Annotated in this window: 18 protein-coding genes, 1 tRNA gene and 2 rRNA genes (1 of these 21 running past the window's edge); 13 read left to right on the top strand and 8 right to left on the bottom strand. The window is 66.8% G+C overall.

Features of this window, described 5'->3' with window-relative positions:
* Nucleotides 1-6: 6 nt before the first annotated feature.
* Nucleotides 7-1,584, bottom strand: coding sequence for a DUF5928 domain-containing protein (locus tag ACFOES_RS15185; protein WP_377834154.1), 1,578 nt, complete (start codon nt 1,582-1,584; stop codon nt 7-9).
* Nucleotides 1,585-1,734: 150 nt separating this feature from the next.
* Here ACFOES_RS15185 and ACFOES_RS15180 point away from each other — a divergent pair, with 150 nt between their 5' ends.
* Nucleotides 1,735-2,553, top strand: a complete 819-nt coding sequence (locus ACFOES_RS15180) for a sulfotransferase family protein (RefSeq protein ID WP_377834153.1) — start codon at nt 1,735-1,737, stop codon at nt 2,551-2,553.
* 277 nt (nt 2,554-2,830) lie between these two features.
* On the opposite strand, the gene ACFOES_RS15175 is transcribed toward ACFOES_RS15180, so the two are convergent.
* Nucleotides 2,831-3,817 carry an adenosine kinase gene (locus ACFOES_RS15175; RefSeq protein ID WP_377834152.1) on the bottom strand — a complete coding sequence of 329 codons (987 nt, stop codon included), beginning with the start codon at nt 3,815-3,817 and terminating at the stop codon, nt 2,831-2,833.
* Nucleotides 3,814-4,458, bottom strand: coding sequence for an endonuclease III (nth, locus tag ACFOES_RS15170; protein ID WP_377834151.1), 645 nt, complete (start codon nt 4,456-4,458; stop codon nt 3,814-3,816). Before nth ends, ACFOES_RS15175 begins: the two co-directional genes overlap by 4 nt.
* Nucleotides 4,459-4,695: 237 nt before the next feature.
* Between nth and ACFOES_RS15165 the strand changes: the two genes are divergently transcribed.
* The 4 genes from ACFOES_RS15165 (at nt 4,696) to ACFOES_RS15150 (ending at nt 7,625) form a co-directional block, all read left to right on the top strand.
* Nucleotides 4,696-5,577 carry a methylated-DNA--[protein]-cysteine S-methyltransferase gene (locus ACFOES_RS15165; RefSeq protein WP_377834150.1) on the top strand — a complete coding sequence of 294 codons (882 nt, stop codon included), beginning with the start codon at nt 4,696-4,698 and terminating at the stop codon, nt 5,575-5,577.
* 105 nt (nt 5,578-5,682) lie between these two features.
* The gene (locus tag ACFOES_RS15160; RefSeq protein WP_377834149.1) at nt 5,683-6,348 is read left to right on the top strand and encodes an OmpA family protein; all 666 of its coding nucleotides are present in this window, start codon (nt 5,683-5,685) and stop codon (nt 6,346-6,348) included.
* Between the two features lie 103 nt (nt 6,349-6,451).
* Nucleotides 6,452-7,219 (top strand): FadR/GntR family transcriptional regulator, encoded by a 768-nt coding sequence (locus ACFOES_RS15155; RefSeq protein ID WP_377834148.1) that lies wholly within the window; start codon nt 6,452-6,454, stop codon nt 7,217-7,219.
* A gap of 10 nt (nt 7,220-7,229) precedes the next feature.
* Nucleotides 7,230-7,625 (top strand): DUF4937 domain-containing protein, encoded by a 396-nt coding sequence (locus tag ACFOES_RS15150; protein WP_377834147.1) that lies wholly within the window; start codon nt 7,230-7,232, stop codon nt 7,623-7,625.
* A gap of 69 nt (nt 7,626-7,694) precedes the next feature.
* On the opposite strand, the gene ACFOES_RS15145 is transcribed toward ACFOES_RS15150, so the two are convergent.
* Nucleotides 7,695-8,435 (bottom strand): SDR family oxidoreductase, encoded by a 741-nt coding sequence (locus ACFOES_RS15145; protein ID WP_377834146.1) that lies wholly within the window; start codon nt 8,433-8,435, stop codon nt 7,695-7,697.
* Between the two features lie 134 nt (nt 8,436-8,569).
* Between ACFOES_RS15145 and argB the strand changes: the two genes are divergently transcribed.
* The 7 genes from argB to ACFOES_RS15110 all read left to right on the top strand — a co-directional run bounded on the left by argB (nt 8,570) and on the right by ACFOES_RS15110 (nt 15,733).
* Nucleotides 8,570-9,463 carry an acetylglutamate kinase gene (gene argB, locus ACFOES_RS15140; protein WP_377834145.1) on the top strand — a complete coding sequence of 298 codons (894 nt, stop codon included), beginning with the start codon at nt 8,570-8,572 and terminating at the stop codon, nt 9,461-9,463.
* Between the two features lie 8 nt (nt 9,464-9,471).
* A complete protein-coding gene (locus tag ACFOES_RS15135) occupies nt 9,472-10,122 on the top strand; it encodes a ferredoxin (protein ID WP_377834144.1) in 651 nt (216 codons plus the stop codon).
* The gene (locus tag ACFOES_RS15130; RefSeq protein WP_377834143.1) at nt 10,119-10,625 is read left to right on the top strand and encodes a SixA phosphatase family protein; all 507 of its coding nucleotides are present in this window, start codon (nt 10,119-10,121) and stop codon (nt 10,623-10,625) included. The genes ACFOES_RS15135 and ACFOES_RS15130 overlap by 4 nt, the downstream gene beginning before the upstream one ends.
* Nucleotides 10,626-10,831: 206 nt before the next feature.
* Entirely contained in the window at nt 10,832-12,100 is a 1,269-nt protein-coding gene (locus tag ACFOES_RS15125) for an imelysin family protein (protein ID WP_377834142.1), read from the top strand.
* A gap of 98 nt (nt 12,101-12,198) precedes the next feature.
* Nucleotides 12,199-13,629 (top strand): di-heme oxidoreductase family protein, encoded by a 1,431-nt coding sequence (locus tag ACFOES_RS15120; RefSeq protein WP_377834263.1) that lies wholly within the window; start codon nt 12,199-12,201, stop codon nt 13,627-13,629.
* The gene (locus ACFOES_RS15115; protein ID WP_377834141.1) at nt 13,629-14,657 is read left to right on the top strand and encodes an imelysin family protein; all 1,029 of its coding nucleotides are present in this window, start codon (nt 13,629-13,631) and stop codon (nt 14,655-14,657) included. Before ACFOES_RS15120 ends, ACFOES_RS15115 begins: the two co-directional genes overlap by 1 nt.
* Nucleotides 14,658-14,668: 11 nt before the next feature.
* The gene (locus ACFOES_RS15110) at nt 14,669-15,733 is read left to right on the top strand and encodes a DUF1513 domain-containing protein (RefSeq protein ID WP_377834140.1); all 1,065 of its coding nucleotides are present in this window, start codon (nt 14,669-14,671) and stop codon (nt 15,731-15,733) included.
* 321 nt (nt 15,734-16,054) lie between these two features.
* On the opposite strand, the gene ACFOES_RS15105 is transcribed toward ACFOES_RS15110, so the two are convergent.
* A complete protein-coding gene (locus ACFOES_RS15105; RefSeq protein WP_377834139.1) occupies nt 16,055-16,525 on the bottom strand; it encodes an Lrp/AsnC family transcriptional regulator in 471 nt (156 codons plus the stop codon).
* A 123-nt stretch (nt 16,526-16,648) separates the two neighbouring features.
* Between ACFOES_RS15105 and ACFOES_RS15100 the strand changes: the two genes are divergently transcribed.
* On the top strand, nt 16,649-20,041 hold the full coding sequence (locus ACFOES_RS15100) for an indolepyruvate ferredoxin oxidoreductase family protein (RefSeq protein WP_377834138.1): 3,393 nt from the start codon (nt 16,649-16,651) through the stop codon (nt 20,039-20,041).
* Nucleotides 20,042-20,403: 362 nt separating this feature from the next.
* Here ACFOES_RS15100 and ACFOES_RS15095 read toward each other — a convergent pair.
* The 3 genes from ACFOES_RS15095 to ACFOES_RS15085 all read right to left on the bottom strand — a co-directional run.
* Nucleotides 20,404-20,480 (bottom strand) — tRNA-Met (locus tag ACFOES_RS15095).
* Between the two features lie 105 nt (nt 20,481-20,585).
* A 5S ribosomal RNA gene (rrf, locus tag ACFOES_RS15090) occupies nt 20,586-20,700 on the bottom strand.
* A 178-nt stretch (nt 20,701-20,878) separates the two neighbouring features.
* Nucleotides 20,879-23,580: ribosomal RNA gene (locus ACFOES_RS15085) — 23S ribosomal RNA — on the bottom strand (it continues 135 nt past the right edge of the window).

Below are 23,580 nucleotides of genomic sequence, written 5' to 3'. Positions count from 1 at the left end.
CATTCCTCAATCGGCAAATAGGCGGTCGGTCGCCGCGATCTCGCGCGCGGTGTTTTCGGGCACATCCAGGAAACCCGCAAGGGGCGGCACATTCTCGTCGACCGAGGCGCCCTCGCGCAGGCGGTAATGGCCCGGGAAGCGGGCATCGCGGATGCGGTCGGCCTCGGACCTGATATCGTAGCGGATCGTCGGCAGCAGCCGCGTCATCGCCGCGCGCGGGGTCTGGTCGCCGGCCAGCCCGATGCGCCGGGCATGGCCGGCGAGGTAGTCATCGGAGAAGGCGCAGTCGATCTCGAGCAGTCGCGTCGTCGAGCTGTCGGCATAGAAGTCCTGCATCAGGTCCAGGTTCGCCGTGTCCATGCACAGGATCAGCCGGTCGGTCTCGAAATAGTCGAACAGCATCCGCACCAGCGCCCGGCGGTGGCGGGTGCGCTTTTCCAGCGTCGTCTCGATACCGCCGAGATCGGGCAGCGGCGTGTCCTCCTCGCTGAACAGGTAATCGACCGCGGGCAGGTTGGTCACCTGGCGGATGCGCTCGACCAGCCGCTTGGCGACATGCCATTTCTTGCAGGTCACGATCATCAGCTCGCGCTCGCGCCCCAGGCTGGCCTCGGCCTCCCAGAAGCGCGGCGCGAAGCGCCGGCCGATGCGGCCGCGGCCGGTCAGGAACTGGAACAGCTTGCGGCCCTCGTTCGAGATCGGGAACGCGACCCCGGTGCTGGCATAGAGCCGGCCCAGCCGCGCCTTCAGCTCCAGCGCGTCGGGCGAGATCTTGCGCGCGAACAAGGTGTCCTGGCCGATCAGCAGGTCGTAGTGATCGTTGTAGAAGGTCACCGGCATGCCGTAATCGGTGAACATCAGGAAGGTCGGCGAGCGCGAGCGGATCTCGGTCTCGGGCACGAGGTGGCGGACGAGGGTCTGGAAGAAGGTCTCGTCGGGGATCCAGCTGCGGCGGAAGAAGCGGATCACGTCGCGGCGGTCGCGCAGGAAGGCGAGGATTTCCTCGACCGTGCGCCGGCGCAGGCACCACCACTGGCTGCCGATCTGGATCTGCAGATCGGCCGGGATCGTCCGGCGCAGCCCGAGCCGGCGCTGGACCTCGAGCGACCAGTAGAACAGCCGCTTGTGCTTCCGTTCGTTGAGGAAATGGCGATAGATCAGCCGCTCTTCCTTCATCCCGGTCTTGATCCAGTCGGAGGAGAAGAAATCCACGCTCTCGATGTAATCCGCCTCGTCCCGGTCGAGGAAATCGTGGATATACTCGGCCGACTTGATCGCCATGCAGTCGCCCGAGAGCATGTAGAAATGGCTCGCCTGCGGGAAGGCGTCGAGCGCCGCCTCGACGGCGTTGAGCGTCGCCTGCACCAGGCTCCACTCGCCCCAGCCGCATTTCACCCGGCGGGTGGCGAAGGCGACGTTGGGGTTGTCCTTCAGCCGGTCGCGGAGCCGGCCATAGTCGACTAGCGACGCGCGGGCGTCGAAATGGATCGCCATGACATCGCCCGCCGCGGTCAGACGTTCGGCCTGCGCGATGACCCCGTCCGGGTCCTTGTGACACAACAGGATATAGGCGATCCGCGCCATCGCTTGGCTCTGCCGGCCCCTCTTGCCGCTCGGTTTCCCCTAGATAGCGTGATCGCCCGTTGAAAAGACAGCACTTCTTTGCTCTGTTGAGACGGATTGTCCCGCCCGCGCCATCCCGGCCGGCGCCGGGGCACTGGAGGCAAGACATCTATGGGTTTTCCCGGCACCTGGATGACCGAGAGCGAAAGCGTCGTCTATCGCGTGGTCCCGAAATGCGCCTGCTCGACCATCGGCCAGATCCTCTACTATTCCGATCACGGGGAGTTCTTCGACGGCGATATCCACGATTCCACCGCCGGCCTTCACAAATGGGCGCAGGAGGAGAGCCAGCCGCTGATCGAGGCCAATGTGAAGGCGCACAAGTCCTATGCCTTCACCTGCGTCCGCAATCCCTATACCCGCATCCTGTCGTCCTTCTTCGACAAGATCTGCGGCATCCAGCGCAACGGCAAGCGCTACCGCGGCAACCTGGTGCCGCTGCTGGTGCAGAAATACGGGATCGAGGTCGGCAGCCCCGAGGACGGGTTCGAATTCGACCAGATCGCCAGCTTCCGCCGCTTCCTGCTGTTTGCCCGCGACACCATCCGCTGGCGCAAGCCGATGGAGCCGGACATCCACTGGTCGGCGATGTCGGGCCATGTCTCGACCTTCATCGTCAACGGCGGCCGCTACGACAACATCTTCTTCACCGAGAGGTTCAACGAGGGCATGCAGAGCGTGCTCGACGCGATCGAAACGCCGGTGCCGGTCGATCTGGCCGCGGTGCCGCGCTTCAACGAGAGCGAAGGCCACGGCCCCAAGCGCGCCCACCCGGTCGTGGCCTATTTCGACGACTTGTCGATGCACCTCGTCTACGAGATCTACAAGCGCGACTTCGAGCTGTTCAAATACGATTTCGAAAACCCGGCCAACAAGATGCCGGTGAGCGAGATCGACCTTGACGAGGTGCACGCCAAGCTGGGCGAGTAGGACTTCATGGCCGCGGCCGGGGGCCAGCCCCCGGACCCCCGGGATATTTGGACTGAGAGGAAAGCCATTCAGGCTTTCTTAACGCCGGATTCAAATATTGGAGGGGCGGTACAGGCTGGGAAGCCGATGACCGTCTGAGGGGAAGGCGCCCCGGCGTGAGCCGAACCCGGCAGCGACCGGGGTGCCTGACTCTTCCCTGTTCTTCCTCTCAGCGAAAATATCCTCGGGGGGTCCGGGGGGCAGACAGCCCCCCGGCCTCGCCACATATGACGCGGCCTCAGATCAGGCCGGACTGGCGGAACAGCGCCTTCAGGTCGGTCTCGGGCCGGGCGCCGAAATGGCCGATGACCTCGGCGGCGGCGGCGACGCCCATGCGGCCGCAGGTCTGCAGCGGCTGGCCGGTGGCGAGGCCGTAGAGGAAGCCGGCGGCGAACTGGTCGCCGGCGCCGGTGGCATCGACCGGGGTGACCTCTTGCACCGGCACGATCTCTTCCTCGTCGCCGCGCACCAGCACCACGTCGTGGCCCGAGCGGGTGCAGACGACAAGGCCGCTTTCGGCCGCGGCCTGTTCCAGCGCCGTGCTCAGGTCGGTCTGGTAGAGCGATTCCCATTCTTGCTCGTTGCCGATGACGTAGTCGAGTTCGCGCACCAGGCGGCGGAAGTCGTCGCGGTGGCGATCGACGCAGAACGGGTCGGAGAGCGCGATGCCGGCCTTGCCGCCATTGTCGCGGCAGATCCGGGCAGCGCGTTCGAAGGCCTGCTTGCCCTTGGGCTTGTCGTAGAGATAGCCCTCGAGGAACAGCAGTTCGGCCCGGCCGGCAACCTCGTCGGCGACATCGTCGGGGCCGAGCTCGGCCGAGATGCCGAGATAGGTGTTCATCGAGCGTTCGCCGTCGGGCGAGACGAAGATCATCGAGCGCGAGGTCGGCAGCTCGCCGCCCGGCACCGGCGGGTTGACGAAATCGGTGCCGCCGCGCGCCATTTCCTCGGCGTAGAACCGGCCCAGCGCGTCGTCATGCACGCGGCCGATGAAGCCGGTGCTCAGGCCCAGGTTGCCGATCCCCGCCAAGGTGTTGGCGACCGAGCCGCCGGGCGCCTGGGTGCGCTCCTTCATCGCGCCGTAGAGCATCTCGCCGCGCTCGCGCTCGACCAGTTGCATGATGCCCTTCTGGATCCCCATCAGGTCGAGGAAGCTGTCGTCGGATTGGGTCAGAACGTCGACGATCGCGTTGCCGATGCCGACCACCTGGTAGGTCTTGGTCACAGTGTCTTTTCCTCATAGGGGCAGAGATCGCGGATGATGCAGTCGCCGCAGCGCGGCTTGCGCGCGGTGCAGATGTAGCGACCGTGCAGGATCAGCCAGTGATGGGCGTGACGCTGGAACTCCGCCGGGATGTGGTCTTCGATGGCGCGCTCGACCGCGGCGACATCCTTGCCCGGCGCGATGCCGGTGCGGTTGCCGACCCGGAAGATATGGGTGTCGACCGCCTGGGCGGGCTGCTCGAACCACATGTTCAGCACCACGTTGGCGGTCTTGCGGCCGACGCCGGGCAGCGCCTGAAGCGCGGCGCGGGACGAGGGCACTTCGCCGTCGTATTGCTCGACCAGGATGCGGCTGAGCCTGATGACGTTCTTGGCCTTCTGGCGGAACAGGCCGATGGTCTTGATATGCTCGGTCAGCCCCTCTTCGCCCAGCGCCAGCATCTTCTCGGGCGTGTCGGCGACCTTGAACAGAGCGCGCGTCGCCTTGTTGACGCCGGCATCAGTGGCCTGGGCCGAGAGCGCGACGGCGACCAGCAGGGTATAGGCGTTGACATGCTCGAGCTCGCCCTTGGGCTCGGGCTCGGCCGCCTGGAAGCGACGGAAGATCTCGCGGATCGTGTGGTAGTCGAGTTGCTTGGCCATCCGCAGCGGTATGCCCTGTGGGACACAAGGCTGCAAGGCTTGTGGGCGGAAGGGTCGCAGGTCGCGCGGTCGGCTTGACGGCGGGGCCACAGGGGTGAGTGAAGTAGGGGCGGCCCGTTCATGCCTTGCCGAGCATCGAGGCCCGAAGGGAATGTTCCGCCCTGCCCTCCAACCCGCAAGAACCGGGTCGCGCGGGCGCGGCGGGCGCCCTACAGTCGAGGGGTGAAAGGATGCCCGATGCTCGATCACCCCGACAACCCCGCCTATCATTACCGCGTCATCGGCCGCGCGCTGAAGATCATCGACGAGGGCGGGCCGCAGATGTCGCTCGACGATCTCGCCGGGCGGATGGGGATGAGCCCGGCGCATTTCCAGCGCGTCTTCAGCCGCTGGGTCGGGGTCTCGCCCAAACGCTACCAGCAATACCTGACGCTCGACCTCGCCAAGCGGCTGCTGCTCGAACGCCATACCGTGCTCGACACCGCGCTCAATGCCGGGTTGTCGGGCGGCGGCCGGCTGCATGACCTGTTCCTGCGCTGGGAGGCGATGAGCCCGGGCCACTATGCCCGCGGCGGCGCCGGGCTGACGATCAATTGGGGCTGGTTCGAAAGCCCCTTCGGCCCGGCACTGGCGATGGGCACCGACAAGGGCATCTGCGGCATGGGCTTCGCCGCCGAGACCGGGGCCGAAGCGGTGATGACCGACATGCTCGCGCGCTGGCCGCGGGCGGATTTCGTCGAGGACCCGGAGCGGCTGCGGCCCTGGGTCGCCGCCGCCTTCGGGACGGGCAGGCCGGGAGCCGAGGCGCCGCTGGTCCTGATCGGGGCGCCGTTCCAGATCAAGGTCTGGGAGGCGCTGCTGCAGATCCCCTCGGGCCATGTCACCACCTATTCCGACATCGCCGCCGCGATCGGCAATCCCAGGGCGGTGCGGGCGGTGGGCACGGCGGTCGGGCGCAACCCGGTCAGCTGGCTGATCCCCTGCCACCGGGCGCTGCGCAAGTCCGGCGCCCTGGGCGGCTATCACTGGGGCCTGCCGGTCAAGCGCTCCATGCTGGCCTGGGAGGCGGCGCGCGACGACGCGGCGGCATCACGGGACCGTGCAATCGCCCAGAGTTGATGGGCGAATTCATGCCGAAGGCCGCCGGGGTGGCTACGCCTCGACCAACGCGTTGATATATTGCCGCCAATGGCCGCGAACAGGCCGCAAGCAAGAGGCTTAGCAATGCGTTTCAAACTCCCCCTGATGCTCGCCACCGCGAGCGCCCTGGCGCTGGCCGGCTGCGAGGCGCCGAACCCCAACGCCTATCCGAACGATCCCAATGCCCGCACCAAGAGCGGGGCGATCACCGGGGCCATCGTCGGCGCCGGGCTTGCCGGGGTGTTCGGCAAAGGGGACCGTCTGGCCCAGGCCGCGGCCGGCGCCGCGGTCGGCGCTGCCGTCGGCGGGGCCATCGGCCAGTCGCTCGACCGGCAGGCGGCCGACCTGCGCGCCCAGCTCGGCAACGACAACATCTCGGTCGCCAATACCGGCTCGTCGCTGGTGGTGACGATGCCGCAGGACATCCTCTTCGCCACCGACAGCGACAAGATCCGCCCGAGCCTGCAGGCCGACCTGCGCGCCGTCGCCGACAACCTCGCCCAGTATCCCAACAGCCATGTCCAGGTGATCGGCCATACCGACAACACCGGCTCGGCCGCCTATAACCAGGAGCTGTCGCAACGCCGCGCCGGCTCGGTCGCCGGGGTGCTGATCGGCGCCGGGGTGGCGCCGGCCCGGATCACCGCCATCGGCAAGGGCGAATCCCAGCCCGTCGCCACCAACCTGACGGCGGCCGGCCGGGCCCAGAACCGCCGGGTCGAGATCATCATCATCCCGAACAACGGTTGATCTCCAAGGCCTGAACGCAGCCGGGTGCCCCCTGGGGCGCCCGGCTTTTCTGTTGAGACTTCCCGGTCGCGGTCATATGAATTGACCAATTCGGGGAGACATCATGCCGTTCCACAAGGTCCAGTCGGAAAAGCTCTCGCAATCGGTCGTGCGCCAGATCGAGCTGTTGATCCTGCGCGGCATCCTGCGGCCGGGAGAGCGGCTGCCATCGGAGCGCGAACTGTCCGAGAAACTCGGCGTCTCGCGGCCGAGCCTGCGCGACGCCGTGGCCGAGCTGCAGGAGCGCGGGCTGCTGGCCAGCCGCGCCGGCGCCGGCATCTATGTCGCCGAGGTCCTCGGCTCGGCCTTCTCGCCGGCGCTAGTGCAGCTTTTCTCCGCCCATGACGAGGCGGTGTTCGACTACATCGCCTTCCGCCGCGACATGGAGGGGCTGGCCGCCGAGCGCGCCGCCCGGATGGGCTCGGATACCGATCTGAAGGTGATCGGGACGATCTTCGAGAAGATGGAAGCCGCCCTGCCCAAGCGCAACCCGGCCGACGAGGCCCGGCTCGATGCCGATTTTCACATGGCGATCATCGAGGCGAGCCACAACGTCATCATGCTGCACATGATGCGCTCGATGTACGACCTGCTGCGCGAGGGCGTGTTCTACAACCGCCAGGTCATGTTCAAGCAGCGCACCAACCGCGAACAGCTGCTCGACCAGCACCGGGCGATCAACGACGCCCTGCAGGCCCGCGATCCCGACGCGGCGCGCGACGCGGTCGAGGCGCATCTCGACTATGTCGAGGCGGCGCTGCTGCGCCAGCGCAAGGCCGAGCATCACGAGGAAATCGCCCGCCAGCGCCTGCTGCACGAGCGGGAGCGCTGAGGCGCTCGCCATGCTGCTGAAATGGATCACCTTGCGTGTCCCTCCGGCGCACCGGGCGGGTTTCGCCACGGCGCAGGACGGCTGGCGGGCGCTGGCGTCGGTGCCCGGTTTCCGCTGGCAGGTCGCGGGCTGGGCTGTGGACGATCCGGACCGCTTCGGCGCGCTGGCGCTGTGGGAAAGCCGCCCGGCCTACGATGCCTTCATGGCCGGGCCGCATGACGGGTTGGCGGCAGGGCAGGTCGGGCTTTACCGCGATGTCGAGAGCCGTCTGGTCGAGGTGGGAGATGCCATCGCCTGTCCGAACGTTGAGCGGCTGCGGCTGAGCGGCTGGCCCCTGCTGCCGGCGTCAGTTCCACGGCCCGAGCTGATGCTGGAACCACGTTGGCGGGTGTTCGGTAAAGCATAGCCCCCGGGCGGAACGGCAGATCAGCGGCAGCTAGGTTCCGCGCATCCCCCGATTGGTTTGTGCTCGCCCTCAAACGTGCTGGGCGCCGTTGACCTCGATCTCGGTGCCGGAGACGTAGCTCGAATCCTGCGAGCACAGGAACCAGATCACGTTGGCCACTTCCGAAGGCTGGCCGAGACGGCGCAGCGGCAAGGCCTCGACGATCTTCTCGGTCCCCGGCGACAGGATCGCGGTTTCCACCTCGCCCGGGGCGATGGCGTTGACCCGCACCCCCATCGGCCCGAAATCATGCGCCATCTCGCGCGTCAGCGCCGCCAGCGCCGCCTTCGAGGTGGCATAGGCCGCCCCGGCGAAGGGATGGACGCGGCTGCCGGCGATCGAGGTCACGTTGACCACGCTGCCGCCGGTCGCCGCCAGTTCCTCCTTCAGCCCGCGGGCCAGCACGACGGGGGCGAAGAAGTTGACGTGGAAGACATGGCCCCAGGTCTTGAGGTCGGTATCGAGCGTGTTCAGCCGGCTGCCACCCGGACCCTTGGGCGAGATCCCGGCATTGTTGACCAGCGCGTCCAGCTTGCCGTCCAGCTTTTCCTTGATCACCTCGATCGCGGCGATGGTCCTGGTCGGGTCTGCGAGGTCGAGCTCGATGTGGTTCTCCTCGCCGCCCGGCCAGGGGCAGCGCGGATCGAAGGGCTGGCGCGAGCAGGTCAGCACCCGCCAGCCGCCGGCCGAGAACCGCTTGACCGTGGCATGGCCGATGCCCCGGCTCGCCCCGGTCAGCACCAGCGTCTTCTGTCTGTCTTCGCCGCTCATCGCCGCCTCCATCGTTCGGCCAGACCCTATAGCGCGGGAAGGAAAATTCAACGCCATGTGAGCGCCGGCCGCCCATGCTCTTGGCAGCCCGACGCAAAACGACTACCAACAAGGCAGTTCCAGGATCGCCGCCGATGAAGAAGCAGCCGCCCATGCGTGACCCGATCGCCACCGCCCGGACCCTGTCCGAGGCCCTGCCCTACCTGCAGCGCTATACCGGCGCCGTCGTCGTCATCAAGTTCGGTGGCAACGCCATGGGCGACGAGCAGGCGATGGCCGAATTCGCCCGCGACATCGTGCTGATGAAGCAGGTCGGCGTGAACCCGGTCGTCGTCCATGGCGGTGGGCCGATGATCAACAAGCTGCTGGGCGAGCTGGGGATCAAATCCGAATTCGTCCGCGGCAAGCGGGTGACCGACAAGGCCACGGTCGAGGTTGTCGAGATGGTCCTCTCCGGTCTCGTCAACAAGCGCATCGTCCAGGCGATCAACGACGAGGGCGGGCGCGCCGTGGGGATTTCCGGCAAGGACGACGACCTGATGGTCTGCGTCGCCGACGACCCGGAGCTGGGCTTCGTCGGCAAGCCGGTCGAGATGAATGTCGAGATCATCCGCGACCTCTACAAGGCGGGCATGATCCCGGTCATCGCCCCGGTGGCGACCGGAATGGAGGAGAACGAGACCTTCAACGTCAACGGCGACACCGCCGCCGGTGCCATCGCCGGCGCGCTGAAGGCCGATCGGCTGCTGCTGCTGACCGACGTCGCCGGGGTGAAGGACGAAAGCGGCACCGTGGTCACCGAACTGACCCCCGACGAGGTCCGCGCGATGACCGAGGCGGGCACGATCTCGGGCGGGATGATCCCCAAGACCGAGACCGCGCTGGCCGCCATCGACGCCGGCGTGCGCGCCGTCACGATCATCGACGGCCGGGTGCCCAATGCCTGCCTGCTCGAGCTCTACACCGAGCACGGCGCCGGCAGCATCATCCGCTCCTCCGCCTCGCAGGAACGGGTGCGGTCGCGGTGAGCCCCGCGATGGGCGACCTCGACAGGATCGCCCGCGCCGCCGGGGCGGAACATCTGGCGATCCTCGGCGGCCTCCATCCCGAACCGCAGGACGATCTCGGAAACGCCGGCACCCTGCTGCTGCTCGGCCCGGCCGAGCCCGGCTTCTGGCGCCACTTCACCGCCCAGCCCGAATGGCGGGACGGCGCGCCCGACCCGCTCGACCGCTGGTCGGCGCGGGTGGTCGGGGCGCTGGCGGACGCGTTCGGCGGCGCGGCCCACTTTCCCTTCGGCGGTCCGCCCTACCGGCCGTTCTATTCCTGGGCGCGGCGCTCGGGCCGGGCCTGGGCCTCGCCGGTCACCCTGCTGGTGCACGATAGCGCCGGGCTGATGGTCTCCTATCGCGGCGCCCTCGCCCTGCCCGGACGGCTGAACCTGCCGGCGCCGCCGGCCGCACCCTGCGGCAGCTGCGCAGAGAAACCCTGCCTGACCGCCTGCCCGGCCGGGGCGCTGACGGCCGCGGGCTATGACGTGCCCGCCTGCCACGCCTTCCTCGACGGCCCCGACGGCACCGGCTGCCTGTCACGCGGCTGTGCAGTCCGTCGGGCCTGTCCCGTGTCGCAAAGCTATGCCAGAGTGGCGGAGCAATCCGCCTATCACATGGGGCTGTTCCACCGATGACCAAGCGCCTGATCCTGATCCGCCACACGAAATCGAGCTGGGACGATCCGCTGTTGCCCGACCGCGAGCGCCCCTTGAACAAGCGCGGCAAGCACGCAGCCGAGTCCCTGGGCGGCTGGCTCGCCTCGCGCGGCTACCTGCCCGACGAGGTCATCTGCTCCGATGCGCGCCGGACGCAGGAAACCTGGGAGCGGATCGCTCCGGCGCTTGCCACCGCGCCGGAGCCGCGGCTGACCGACCGGCTCTACGAGGCGAATTCGGACACCATGCTGGCGGTGCTGCGCCATGCCACCGGCGACACGGTGCTGATGCTGGGCCACAATCCCGGCCTTGCCGAATTCGCCCATCGCCTGGTCGCCCGTGCGCCGCTCGAGCCCGAATTCCAACGTTACCCGACCGGCGCGACGCTGGTCGCCGAGTTCGAGATCGGCGATTGGAGCGAGGCGGCGCCCGGCATGGCGGCGGCGCTGGACTTCGTCGTCCCGCGCCAGCTGGAAGACTGAGCCCGGTCCTTCATTCCCCGCCTTTCCAGATCGCTACCCGTTCCGCCGCCGCGCGGAGCGGGGTTTTCGCGTGGCCGTCCACGGCCCTTCGCAGGCTGCCGTCGCGTCAAAATTTATTTGTGAGTATTTTGCTCAGGTTTACAAATCTGACAGATTTAGTAGGCATTAGTGGAAACGATTCGACGCGTGAACAGAGAGGACAAATGATGAGACCCGCCCATCTGGCCGCCTGCGCCCTGGCCTTCACCCTGCCGGCGCTGACCCCCGCCAAGGCCGAGATCGACCGCAGCGCCATTGTCGCCAATTACGCCGACATCGCCGCCGCCGGCTATGCCGACAGCCTGACGGGGGCCAAGGCGCTGTCGGCGGCCGTCGACGCCTTCCTCGCCGCGCCCTCCGAGGACACGCTCGCCGCCGCCCGCACCGCCTGGCGCGCCGCCCGCACGCCCTACATGCAGACCGAGGTGTTCCGCTTCGGCAACCCGATCGTCGACGACTGGGAGGGCCGGGTGAACGCCTGGCCGCTGGACGAGGGCCTGATCGACTACGTCGCGCCGGGCTATTTCGGCGCCGAGGAGAACACCGTCGCCGAGCTCAACGTCGTCGCGACGCCGAAATTCACCCTCTCGGGCCAGCAGGTCGACGCGAGCCGGATCACCCCCGCCCTGCTCAGCGACGTGCTGCAGGAGGCCGACGGCAACGAGGCCAATGTCGCCACCGGTTACCACGCGATCGAATTCCTGCTCTGGGGCCAGGACCTGACCAGCGACAAGCCGGTCGCCGGTCAGCGCCCCTATACCGATTACCTCCAGGGCGACGGCTGCACCCACGGCAACTGCGACCGCCGCGCCGCCTATCTCAAGACCGCCACCGACCTGCTGGTCTCGGACCTGAGCTGGATGACCGCGCAATGGACCCAGGACGGCCCCGCCCGCACCCGGCTGATGGCCGACCCGGACGCCGGCATCGCCGCGATCCTGACCGGCATGGGCAGCCTGTCCTATGGCGAGCTCGCCGGCCAGCGGGTCAAGCTGGGGCTGATGCTGCACGATCCGGAGGAGGAACACGATTGCTTCTCGGACAACACGCCCGAGAGCCATCATGACGACGTGCTCGGCGTGCAGAACGTCTATCTCGGCCGCTACACCCGCACCGACGGCTCGGTGGTCTCGGGCCCGTCGCTGTCCGCGCTGGTGGCCGCCGCCGATCCCGATCTCGACGCGGCGCTGAAGGGCCAGCTGACGGCCTCGCTCGCCGCCACCCAGGCGCTGCGCGACGCCTCGGCCAGGGGCATGCATTACGACATGATGCTGCAGGTCGGCAACGATGCCGGCGGCAAACTGATCATGGCGCTGGTCGATACCCTGGTCGCGCAGTCGCGCTCGATCGAGCGGGTGTCGACGGCGCTGCACCTGTCCGGCGTCAACGTCGCCGGCGACGACAGCCTCAACGCCCCGGGAGAAGTGTTCAAGTGAAACCAACGCCCCTCGGCGCCGCCGCGCTTGGCCTGATCCTGGCCGGCGCGGCGGCGCCCGCCGCCGATCTGCCCGATCTGAAGGACCTCCAGGTCCGGATGTTGCCCCGCACCGCCGACGAGGCGGCGCGGATTTCGCGTATCGTGACCCCGACGCGGGACTTCTCGAAACCCGAGCGGTTCGAGGCCAAGCCGGCCGGCGCCGCAACGGTGCGCGCCAAGCCGACCACCGACGCCTTTTCCGACCCTTCGGCCAATGTCGGGCTGGAAGGGCGGATGACGTTCAACCTCGGCAACGGCCTCTTTACCCGCAGCTGGGTCTCGGCCCCGTCCTCGACCACCGCCGCCGACGGGCTCGGCCCGCTCTACAATGCCCGCGCCTGCCAGAGCTGCCACCTCAAGGACGGCCGCGGCCACCCGCCGGCGACGGCGGACGAACCCGCGGTGTCGATGTTCCTGCGCCTGTCGGTGCCGGCCAAGCCCGATGCCGCGATGGCCCGGATCGCCGGCTACCTCGCCACCGCGCCGGCACCGGTCTATGGCGGCCAGTTGCAGAATTTCGCCCTGCCCGGCTTGCCCGCCGAGGGGCATATGAAGATCCGCTATGCCGAAAAGCCGGTGAAACTGGCCGGCGGCGAAGTGGTCCGGCTGCGCCAGCCGCACTACTCGATCGCCGACCCGGGCTATGGCCCCTTGCCCAAGGACCTGATGATTTCGCCCCGCGTCGCGCCGCAGATGATCGGGCTCGGGTTGCTCGAGGCGATCCCTGCGGCCGAAATCCTTGCCCATGCCGATCCCGACGACCGCGACGGCGATGGCATCTCGGGCCGGGCCAACGTGGTGATCTCGGACCAGTTCGGCGTGCCGATGCTGGGCCGCTTCGGCCACAAGGCGGGCCAGCCCAGCATCCGCGAGCAATCCGCCGCCGCCTTCTCGGGCGACATGGGGTTGTCGACACCGATCCATCCCTCGGGCGCCGGGGAATGCACCGAGGATCAGACCGCCTGCCGCGCCATGCCCGACGGCGCCGACCCGGAGGACGGGCTGGAAGTCAGCAAGGCCTCGCTCGACCTGGTCACCTTCTATGCCCGCAACCTCGGCGTTCCGGCCCGGCGCGACATGGACGACCCGCAGGTGCTGCACGGCAAGAAGGTCTTCTACGACAGCGGCTGCATCGCCTGCCACCGGCCGAAATTCGTCACCGGCCGGCTCAAGGACCAGCCGGCGCAGAGCTTCCAGCTGATCTGGCCCTATACCGACCTGCTCTTGCACGACATGGGCGAGGGGCTGGCCGATCGCCGGCCCGAGGGCCGGGCGACCGGCCGCGAATGGCGCACCGCGCCGCTCTGGGGCATCGGGCTGACCGAGCAGGTGACCGGCCGCACCAGCTACCTGCATGACGGCCGCGCCCGCACCCTGCTCGAGGCCATCCTGTGGCATGGTGGCGAGGCCAAAGCCGCGCGCGACCGCGTCGTCTCGATGCCGCCCGAAGACCGTGCCGCCCTGATCCGTTACCTGAAGAGCCTGTGATGCGTATCTCCCGACTTCTCGCCCCCGCCCTCACCGCCTGCGCCCTGCTGCTGCCGGGCACGGCAAGCGCCGCCGACCCGGTGGTCGACCGCGTGCTCGACACGCTGGTGCTGCCGAAGATCGCCGCGTTCAAGACCGTCACCGCCGGGCTTGCCGCCGCCGCCAAGGCCGATTGCCGGCCCGACAACGCCGAACTCCGCAAGGCCTGGAACGGCGCCATGGATGCCTGGCTGCAGGTGCAGGATTTCCGCTTCGGCCCGCTGGAAGACGGTGGCCGGCGCCAGGCGATCGCCTATTGGCCCGATCGCAACGGCCACCGCCGCCGGGCGCTGAAGCGCATCCTGACCGGCGCCGACCCGATCCTGAAGGCACCGGACCGCTACCAGGCCGAGTCGGTCGCCGCCCGCGGCCTCTATGCCGTCGAGGCGATGCTCTACGATCCCGCCTTCTCGAAATACGGCGCCGGCGATCCCGGCTGCACCCTGGTCCGGGCGGCCAGCGCCGACCTTGCCAATGTCGCCGCCGATGTCGACCGGCAATGGCGCGAGAGCTTCGCCCAGATCATGCGCACGGCCGGCGCCGACGACAACGAGCGTTTCCTCGATCCCTCGGAGGCGCGGCAGGCGATCTTCACCGCGCTGCTGACCAGCATGCAGTTCGACATCGACGAAAGGCTGGGCGAACCGCTGGGCACCTTCGACCGCCCGCGCCCCACGCGGGCCGAGAGCCGCCATTCCGGCCGCTCGCTGCGCAATCTGCAACTGTCGCTGGCCGCCCATGAGGCGCTGGCCAAGGCGCTGGTGCCGGGCCCGGACAAGGACACCCTGACCCGCGAGGATTTCGAGCGCGTGCGCTGGATGGCCGGCAAGCTGGACGAGCCCGTCTTCGCCGGCGTCACCGACCCCGAGCGGCGCTTCCGCATCGAGGCGCTGCAGACCGCGCTGACCATGCTGCGCGAGGAGGTGAACCAGGAACTGAGTGCCGCGCTCGGCGTCACCATGGGCCTGAACGCCTTCGACGGCGACTGAAGGAGGGACAGATGACCGACCGACGCCGCTTCCTCGGCACCCTGCTCGCCGCCTCGGCCATGCCGCGGCTGAGCTGGGCCGATGCCGGCAGCCCCGCCTTCCTCGCCGCCGCACGTGAACGCAATGGCGCCTATGCTCTGTTCGGCCTGACCGCCCGCGGCGAGGACCTGTTCCGCGTTCCCCTGCCCGGCCGCGGCCATGCCGGCGCCGCCCATCCCGAGCGGCCCGAGGCGGTGGTCTTCGCCCGCCGCCCCGGCACCTATGCCCTCGTGCTCAGCTGCGTCGGCGGCCACGTCAGGCACCGGCTGGCGGCGCCCGAGGGCCGGGCCTTCAACGGCCACGGGGCGTTCTCGCTCGGCGGCGACAGGCTCTACACCTCGGAGGTGATCGCCGAGACCGGCGAGGGCCGGATCGGGCTCTGGGACCGCAACGCGGGCTATCGGCGAGTGGGTGACATCCCCTCGCACGGGATCGGCCCGCACGAGATCCGGCGGATGCCGGGCTCGGAGCTGCTGGTGGTCGCCAATGGCGGTATCCACACCCAGCCCGGCGGGCGCGAGAAGCTGAACATCCCGACCATGGCGCCGAACCTGAGCTATGTCGCCCCGGACGGAACCCTGCGCCAGCAGATCGCCCCCGCCCATCACATGCAGTCGATCCGACATGTCTCGATCAGCGCCACCGGCCTCGTCGCCTTTGCCATGCAATGGCAGGGCGACCTGCTCGAGACGCCGCCGCTGCTGGGGCTGCACCGGCTGGGCGATGCGGCGCCGGTCTGGGCGCAGGCCGGAGAGCGGCATTTCGCGATGAAGGGCTATGTCGGCTCGGTCAGTTTCTTCGCCCGCGACAGCCGGGTCGCCATCTCCTCGCCCTGGGGCGGACGGGTGCAGATCTTCGACGCCAAGGGGCGCTACCTGGAAGAGCTGCGCCGCACCGATGTCTGCGGTCTGGCGGCCGAGGGCCGGGCGCTGGTGGTGACCGACGGGCTGGGCACCTTCGCCACGGTCGAGCACGGCCGCTTCACCGGCCACACCAAGGCGCCGCGCAGCTGGGACCACCATATCGTGCCGCTGTAACGGGTGGATTGACGGCTAAGTCGATTTGGACAATCGGCAAGCCGAAGCAACCTTTCGTGCCCCGAGCACCCCGCCCGGTGCGCGCCGGAACCGCGCAGGGCGAGCGCCTGCCCGCCCCGGCGGGCTGGCGCCTTGGCCATCCTCGCGCTGAGTTCGTATGGCGGAGGAACCTGGCAGCCATGAAGCGCGCCGGTCTACTGTTGCGAGCGCCACCCCACGAGCAGGCACTCGCCCCGCTCTTCTCGTATCTTGCCGCATGGTTGGGCAAGATCTGAAAGCCGGCTCGGTCGACGCGTGGCGTCCCCGCTTCGGCCCACGCCGTCACCCGAAACTCACCGCCGTTTCGTGCTTGATCTGCTTCAGCACCATGTTGGTGTGGACATTGGCGACGCCGGGCAGGCCGAAGAGGAAATTGTCGAGAAAGTCGTTATAGGCGTCGAGGTCGGGGCACAGCACCCGCAGGTGGTAGTCGGACTCGCCGGTGGTGGCGAAGCAGTCCAGCACTTCCTCGCGCCGCTGCACCTCGGCGATGAAATTCACCACGTGGTCGCGGCTGTGGCGGCTGAGCTTGACCAGGACGATGGCGTGGAAGGCCATGCCGGCCCGGCGCGCATCGACCAGCGCGACGTAGCGGGCGATGATCCCCGCCTCCTCCAGCGCCTTGACCCGGCGCCAGCAGGCCGAGGTCGACATCGCCGTGCGTTCGGCCAGATCCTGGTTCGAGATCCGCCCGTCGCGCTGTAGCAGCGCCAGAATCCGGCGGTCCTGATCCGTCAGCTCGAACCCCGTCATTGGCAGCTTCTTCCCGTGAACAGCGACTATCCGGAACAGGCTACCAGATTTTCGACAAAAGCCGCAACGAATGAAATCCCCTCCCGGCCCGACAGGCGTAGACTCCGCGCAGGAGGATCGCCGATGACCGAACAGAAACTGCCGCTCGCCCCCTACGAGCTTTCCGACCGCTATGAAAAGACCTCGGGCCGTGTCTTCCTGACCGGCACCCAGGCGCTGGTGCGGGTCGTGCTCGATCAGGCGCGGCGTGACAGGCAGGCGGGGTTGAAGACCGGCGGCCTCGTCTCGGGCTATCGCGGCTCGCCGCTGGGCGGGCTCGATCTCGAGATGTGGCGGGTGAAGAAGAAGCTCGACACCGCGGGCATCGAATTCCTGCCGGCGGTGAACGAAGACCTCGCCGCCACCGCTATCCTCGGCAGCCAGCAGGTCGAAACCGATCCCGACCGCCAGGTCGAGGGCGTCTTCGGCATGTGGTATGGCAAGGGACCGGGCGTCGACCGCTCGGGCGACGCGCTCAAGCACGGCAACGCCTACGGCTCCTCGCCCCATGGCGGGGTGCTGGTGGTGGCCGGCGACGACCACGGCTGCGTCTCCTCCTCGATGCCGCACCAGTCCGACGTCGCCTTCATGTCCTGGTTCATGCCGACGCTGGCCCCGGCCTCGGTGGCCGAATACCTGTCCTTTGGCGAATACGGCTACGCCCTGTCGCGCTTTTCGGGCATGTGGGTCGGGTTCAAGGCGATCTCCGACACCGTCGAATCCGCCGCCTCGGTGCAGCTGCCGGCCGATCGCGAGTTCAAACAGCCCGACTACACCCCGCCTGCCACCGGCCTGCACTACCGCTGGCCCGACCTGCCCGGGCCGCAGATCGAAGAGCGGATGGAGGACAAGAAGGCCGCCGTCCTCGCCTTCGCCGAGGCCAACCCGATCGACCGCCACATTTACGACGTGCCCGAGGCCAGCTTCGGCATCGTCACCGCCGGCAAGGCCCATCTCGACCTGATGGAGGCGCTGCGGCTGCTGGGCGTCGACGAAGCGACCTGCCGCCGGCTGGGGATCGACATCTACAAGGTCGGCATGGTCTGGCCGCTGGCGCGCAAGTCGGCGCTCGACTTCGTCCGCGGCAAGCGCGAGGTACTGGTGGTCGAGGAGAAGCGTGGCATCGTCGAGAGCCAGTTCAAGGAATATTTCTACGACTGGCCCGGCGACAAGCCCGAGCGCATGGTCGGCAAGCGCGACGAGAACGGCGACCGGCTGCTGCCCTGGACCGGAGAGCTGACGCCGCTGATGCTGGTGCCGGTGGTCGCGGCGCGGCTGGAGACGCTGTTCCCGGGCGAGGGTTTCGCCGAGAAGGCCCGGGCGCTGACCGCGCCGAAGCCGATCCTGCTCAAGATCCCCGGCGCCACCCGCACGCCCTATTTCTGCTCGGGCTGCCCGCACAACAGCTCGACCAAGGTGCCCGAGGGCTCGAAGGCGCTGGCCGGGATCGGCTGCCACTTCATGGCCAGCTGGATGAACCGCGAGACCTCGTCGCTGATCCAGATGGGCGGCGAAGGCGTCAACTGGGCCGCCTCGTCGAAATTCACCGGCAAGGGCCACGTGTTCCAGAACCTCGGCGAAGGGACGTGGTATCACTCCGGCTCGATGGCGATCCGCCAGGCGGTCGCCGCCGGCGCCAACATCACCTACAAGATCCTCTACAACGACGCCGTGGCGATGACGGGCGGCCAGCCGGTCGACGGCCCGGTCTCGGTGCAGGCCATCGCCCAGAGCTGCCGCGCCGAGGGCGTGCAGCGCATCGCCCTGGTCTCGGACCTGCCCGGGAAATACGACCGCCGCGACCTGCCCGCCGGCACCACCGTCCACCATCGCGACCAGCTGGACGCGGTCCAGCGCGAGCTGCGCGAGGTGCCCGGCGTCTCGGTCCTGATCTACGAACAGACCTGCGCCACCGAGAAGCGCCGGCGCCGCAAGCGCGGAACGATGGAAGACCCGCAGAAATTCGTCGTCATCAACGAACTGGTCTGCGAGGGCTGCGGCGACTGCTCGGTCGAGAGCAACTGCCTGAGCGTCGAGCCGGTGGAAACCGAGTTCGGCACCAAGCGGCGGATCAACCAGTCGACCTGCAACAAGGACTATTCCTGTCTCAACGGCTTTTGCCCCAGCTTCGTCACCGTCGAGGGCGCGGCCCGGCGCAAGCCGCAGCCGAAAGCCTCGTCGAAGCTGGTGGCGGCGCTGCAGACCCTGCCGGAACCCGAGCTGCCGGCGCTGGTGAAGCCCTATGACCTGATGGTGACGGGGGTCGGTGGCACCGGCGTCGTCACGGTCGGGGCGCTGATCAGCATGGCGGCGCATCTCGAAGGGCGCGGCTCCAGCGTGCTCGACTTCACCGGCTTCGCCCAGAAATTCGGCCCGGTGATCAGTTACCTGCGCCTCGCCCCCACGCCCGAGGACATCCAGCAGGTGCGTATCGACAAGGGCGCGGCGGATGCGCTCATTGGCTGCGACGTCGTCGTCTCCTCCTCGCCCAAGGCCTCGATCGCCTACCGGCCGGGCACCAAGGCGGCGGTCAACCTGGCCGAGATGCCGACCGGCGACATCGTGCTGCGCCGCGATGCCAGCCTGAAGGTGGGCGAGCGGATCGGCGCGATTGCCGGTGCGGTCGGGGTGCAGAACCTGTCGGCCGTCGATGCCAACAAGCTGGCCGAGAAGCTGCTGGGCGACAGCGTCTTCGCCAATGTCATCATGCTGGGCTTCGCCTGGCAGGCCGGTCTGGTGCCGGTCTCGCTCGCCGCGCTCGAACGCGCGATCGAGCTCAACGGCGTCGTGCCCGAGAAGAACCGCAAGGCGCTGGCCATCGGCCGGCTGGCCAGCACCGACCCCGACCTGCTGCGCGAGGTCACCGGCGACAGGCCGCAGCCCGAGCGGACGGTCGAGGAGCTGATCTCGGCCCGCGCGGCCTTCCTGACCGACTATCAGGACGCCGCCTATGCCGCGCGTTACCAGAAGGCGCTGGCGCCGCTGCCGGCGGAGCTGAAGGAGGTCGCCGCCAAGGCGCTGTTCAAGCTGATGGCCTACAAGGACGAATACGAGGTCGCCCGGCTGCACAGCGACCCCGGCTTCGCCAAGCGCATCGCCGCGGAGTTCGAGGACGGGGCGAAGCTGAAATACCACCTCGCCCCGCCGCTCCTGCCCGGTCGCGACGCCCGCGGCCGGCCGCGCAAGCGCCAGTTCGGATCGTGGCTGCGCCCGGTCTTCCCGGTGCTGGCGAAAATGAAGACGCTGCGCGGCACGGCCTTCGACCCCTTCGGCCATACCGCCGAACGCCGGATGGAGCGCGCGCTGATCGCCTGGTACGAGGACCTGCTGGCCCGCGCCGGGCGCGACGGCGGCAGCTTCGAGACCTGGCAACAGATCCTCGCCCAGCCGCTCGAGATCCGCGGCTACGGGCCGGTGAAGGAAGCGGCGGCGCAAGAGGCGCGGGCGAAAGTCGCGCCCCTGCTCGAGACGCTCTGACGCGAGCGCCGACGGCGCTCCTTCCGCCGGGATACGGGTCAGGAAACGCCCTGAGCCTCCCCCGAGCCTCTGCCGCTGATCTGGTCCAGCGCCATGCTTGGGAAACGGAAGGCCAGGGACGGCAAACAAACGACATTGGAGGGGCGTTCCGCCCCTGATCCGAGGAAGGCCTCGCACCCCGGAAGAGATTGTCGCGAAGCTGCGGCAGGTTGCGCTGCTTGACGGACGGCCCTGTACCTCGGGTCCACGATAGGAGAGGCACGGAGGCGGGGTGGTTCTCGACCGTCGTCACCGCATGCGCCAGGCATGCATGCAACAGGCGCCCCAAAGGGCGCCGACGTGTTGATCTGGTGTTGAGATTTTGGTTGCGGGGGTAGGATTTGAACCTACGACCTTCAGGTTATGAGCCTGACGAGCTACCGGGCTGCTCCACCCCGCGACAGGGCCCCGAGGGCTTTTTTTGCGATCGGGGTTTTTCATCGTTTTGGAGAGATACGTTATTGCCTGTCGCTTTGGTAGCTTGAGGCGCAGTGTTTCTTTCTAGGTTTGGCGGCGACCTACTCTCCCACGTCTTGAGACGCAGTACCATCGGCGCGGCGGCACTTAACGGCCGAGTTCGGGATGGGATCGGGTGTTTTGCTCGCGCTATGACCACCAAACCGAGGAAGAAACACTGAATGCGTGGCCTACCGCTTCGCTGCTTGAGGCCGGTTGGCGCGACTTCGGGAGCTTGTCCTGAAGTCATGGCCGGCGCCTGGTTCGAAGGGGTTGGTCACTTATGTCCAAGTCATGTTCTGCTTTTGATCTGGGATAGCGGAAGTCTTGCTTCTGCTGGATCAAATCAAGCCTATCGAGCAATTAGTACCGGTCAACTGAACGCATTGCTGCGCTTACATCTCCGGCCTATCGACGTGGTGGTCTTCCACGGCTCTCAAGGGAGACCTTGTTTTGAAGGGGGCTTCCCGCTTAGATGCCTTCAGCGGTTATCCTGTCCGCTCATAGCTACCCAGCACTGCCGTTGGCACGACAACTGGTCCACCAGTGGAGCGTTCACCCCGGTCCTCTCGTACTAGGGGCAACTCTTCTCAAGTCTCCTACACCCACGGCAGATAGGGACCGAACTGTCTCACGACGTTCTAAACCCAGCTCACGTACCTCTTTAAACGGCGAACAGCCGTACCCTTGGGACCTGCTCCAGCCCCAGGATGAGATGAGCCGACATCGAGGTGCCAAACGATGCCGTCGATATGGACTCTTGGGCATCATCAGCCTGTTATCCCCGGCGTACCTTTTATCCGTTGAGCGATGGCCCTTCCACTCGGGACCACCGGATCACTATGGCCGACTTTCGTCTCTGCTCGACTTGTCAGTCTTGCAGTCAGGCTGGCTTCTGCCATTGCACTCAACGAGCGATTTCCGACCGCTCTGAGCCAACCGTCGCGCGCCTCCGTTACGCTTTGGGAGGCGACCGCCCCAGTCAAACTACCCGCCACAGAAGGTCCCGGACCCGGATAACGGGCCGCGGTTAGACATCAAGAGTGCGAAGGGTGGTATCTCAAGGGAGGCTCCACCGGAACTGGCGTCCCGGTTTCAAAGCCCACCACCTATCCTGCACATCGCAATCCTGATGCCAGTCTGAAGCTGTAGTAAAGGTGCACGGGGTCTTTCCGTCTAACCGCGGGAAGTCTGCATCTTGACAGACAGTTCAATTTCGCTGAGTCCACATTTGAGACAGCGGGGAAGTCGTTACGCCATTCGTGCAGGTCGGAACTTACCCGACAAGGAATTTCGCTACCTTAGGACCGTTATAGTTACGGCCGCCGTTTACCGGGGCTTCAATTCGGAGCTTGCACTCCTCCTTTTAACCTTCCGGCACCGGGCAGGCGTCAGACCCTATACGTCGCCTTACGGCTTCGCAGAGCCCTGTGTTTTTAGTAAACAGTCGCCACCCCCTGGTTTGTGCCCCCCGCCAACAGTTGCCTGCCAACGGGGCCTCCTTCTCGCGAACTTACGGAGGTATTTTGCCGAGTTCCTTAAATGTGGTTCTCTCAAGCGCCTTGGTATTCTCTACCAGTCCACCTGTGTCGGTTTAGGGTACGGTCTGATGGAGGGCTATTTCCAGGAACCCCTAAGCAGCCCGTTCAATCCGATAAGAACGAACTACCCTCGGGATCCGTCACCATCTCCTGGCCCAGGAATATTAACCTGGTTCCCATCGACTACGCCTTTCGGCCTCGCCTTAGGGGCCGGCTTACCCTGCTCAGATTAGCTTTAAGCAGGAACCCTTGGACTTTCGGCGACAGGGTCTCTCACCCTGTTTGTCGCTACTCATGTCAACATTCTCGCTTCCGATCACTCCACCGGATGCCTTACAGCCCGGCTTCACAGTCAGCACCGATCCGACCAAGGCCGATCCGAGGATCGGCTAAAGTCGGAAGGTGCTATATCACGGAACGCTCCGCTACCACGCACATTGCTGTGCATCCTAAGCTTCGGCTCGTGGCTTGAGCCCCGTTACATCTTCGCCGCAGGACCTCTTATTTAGACCAGTGAGCTGTTACGCTATCTTTAAAGGATGGCTGCTTCTAAGCCAACCTCCTGGTTGTTTTGGAAGTCCCACATGCTTTCCCACTTAGCCACGAATTGGGGGCCTTAGCTGTAGGTCAGGGTTGTTTCCCTCTCCACGACGGACGTTAGCACCCGCCGTGTGTCTCCCGGATAGTACTCTACGGTATTCGGAGTTTGCTTAGGCTCAGTAAGTCTGTGGGACCCCATCACCCATGCAGTGCTCTACCCCCGCAGGCATTCGTCCGAGGCGCTACCTAAATAGCTTTCGCGGAGAACCAGCTATCTCCGAGTTTGATTGGCCTTTCACCCCTAGGCACAAGTCATCCCGACCTTTTTCAACAGGTGTGGGTTCGGACCTCCAGTAAGTGTTACCTTACCTTCATCCTGCTCATGCCTAGATCACTCGGTTTCGGGTCTGATCCCACGAACTCATGCGCCCATTTAAGACTCGCTTTCGCTGCGCCTACACCTAGCGGCTTAAGCTTGCTCGTGAGACCAAGTCGTTGACCCATTATACAAAAGGTACGCCGTCAGCTCTCGAGGAGCCTCCGACTGCTTGTAGGCGTCCGGTTTCAGGAACTGTTTCACTCCCCTCGTCGGGGTGCTTTTCACCTTTCCCTCACGGTACTGGTTCACTATCGGTCAGCAAGGAGTACTTAGCCTTCGAGGGTGGTCCCCCGATCTTCAGACAGGATTTCACGTGTCCCGCCCTACTTAATACGTCCCATCGAGCTTCCCATACGGGGCTGTCACCCGCTCTGGCCATGCTTTCCAGCATGTTCTGGTCACTCTCAAGGCTCGGCTGGTCCCCGTTCGCTCGCCGCTACTAGGGGAGTATCTGTTGATTTCCTTTCCTCCGGGTACTTAGATGTTTCAGTTCCCCGGGTTTGCTCTTAAAACCCTATGTATTCAGGTCTTAAGTACCTGTCTTATCCGATTATTGATACCCGAAGGTAACAATAACCGAATAT

Source organism: Acidimangrovimonas pyrenivorans, assembly GCF_042643245.1.
GTDB classification, from domain to species: domain Bacteria; phylum Pseudomonadota; class Alphaproteobacteria; order Rhodobacterales; family Rhodobacteraceae; genus Acidimangrovimonas; species Acidimangrovimonas pyrenivorans.
This window is presented reverse-complemented; position numbering and strand designations above follow the sequence as displayed.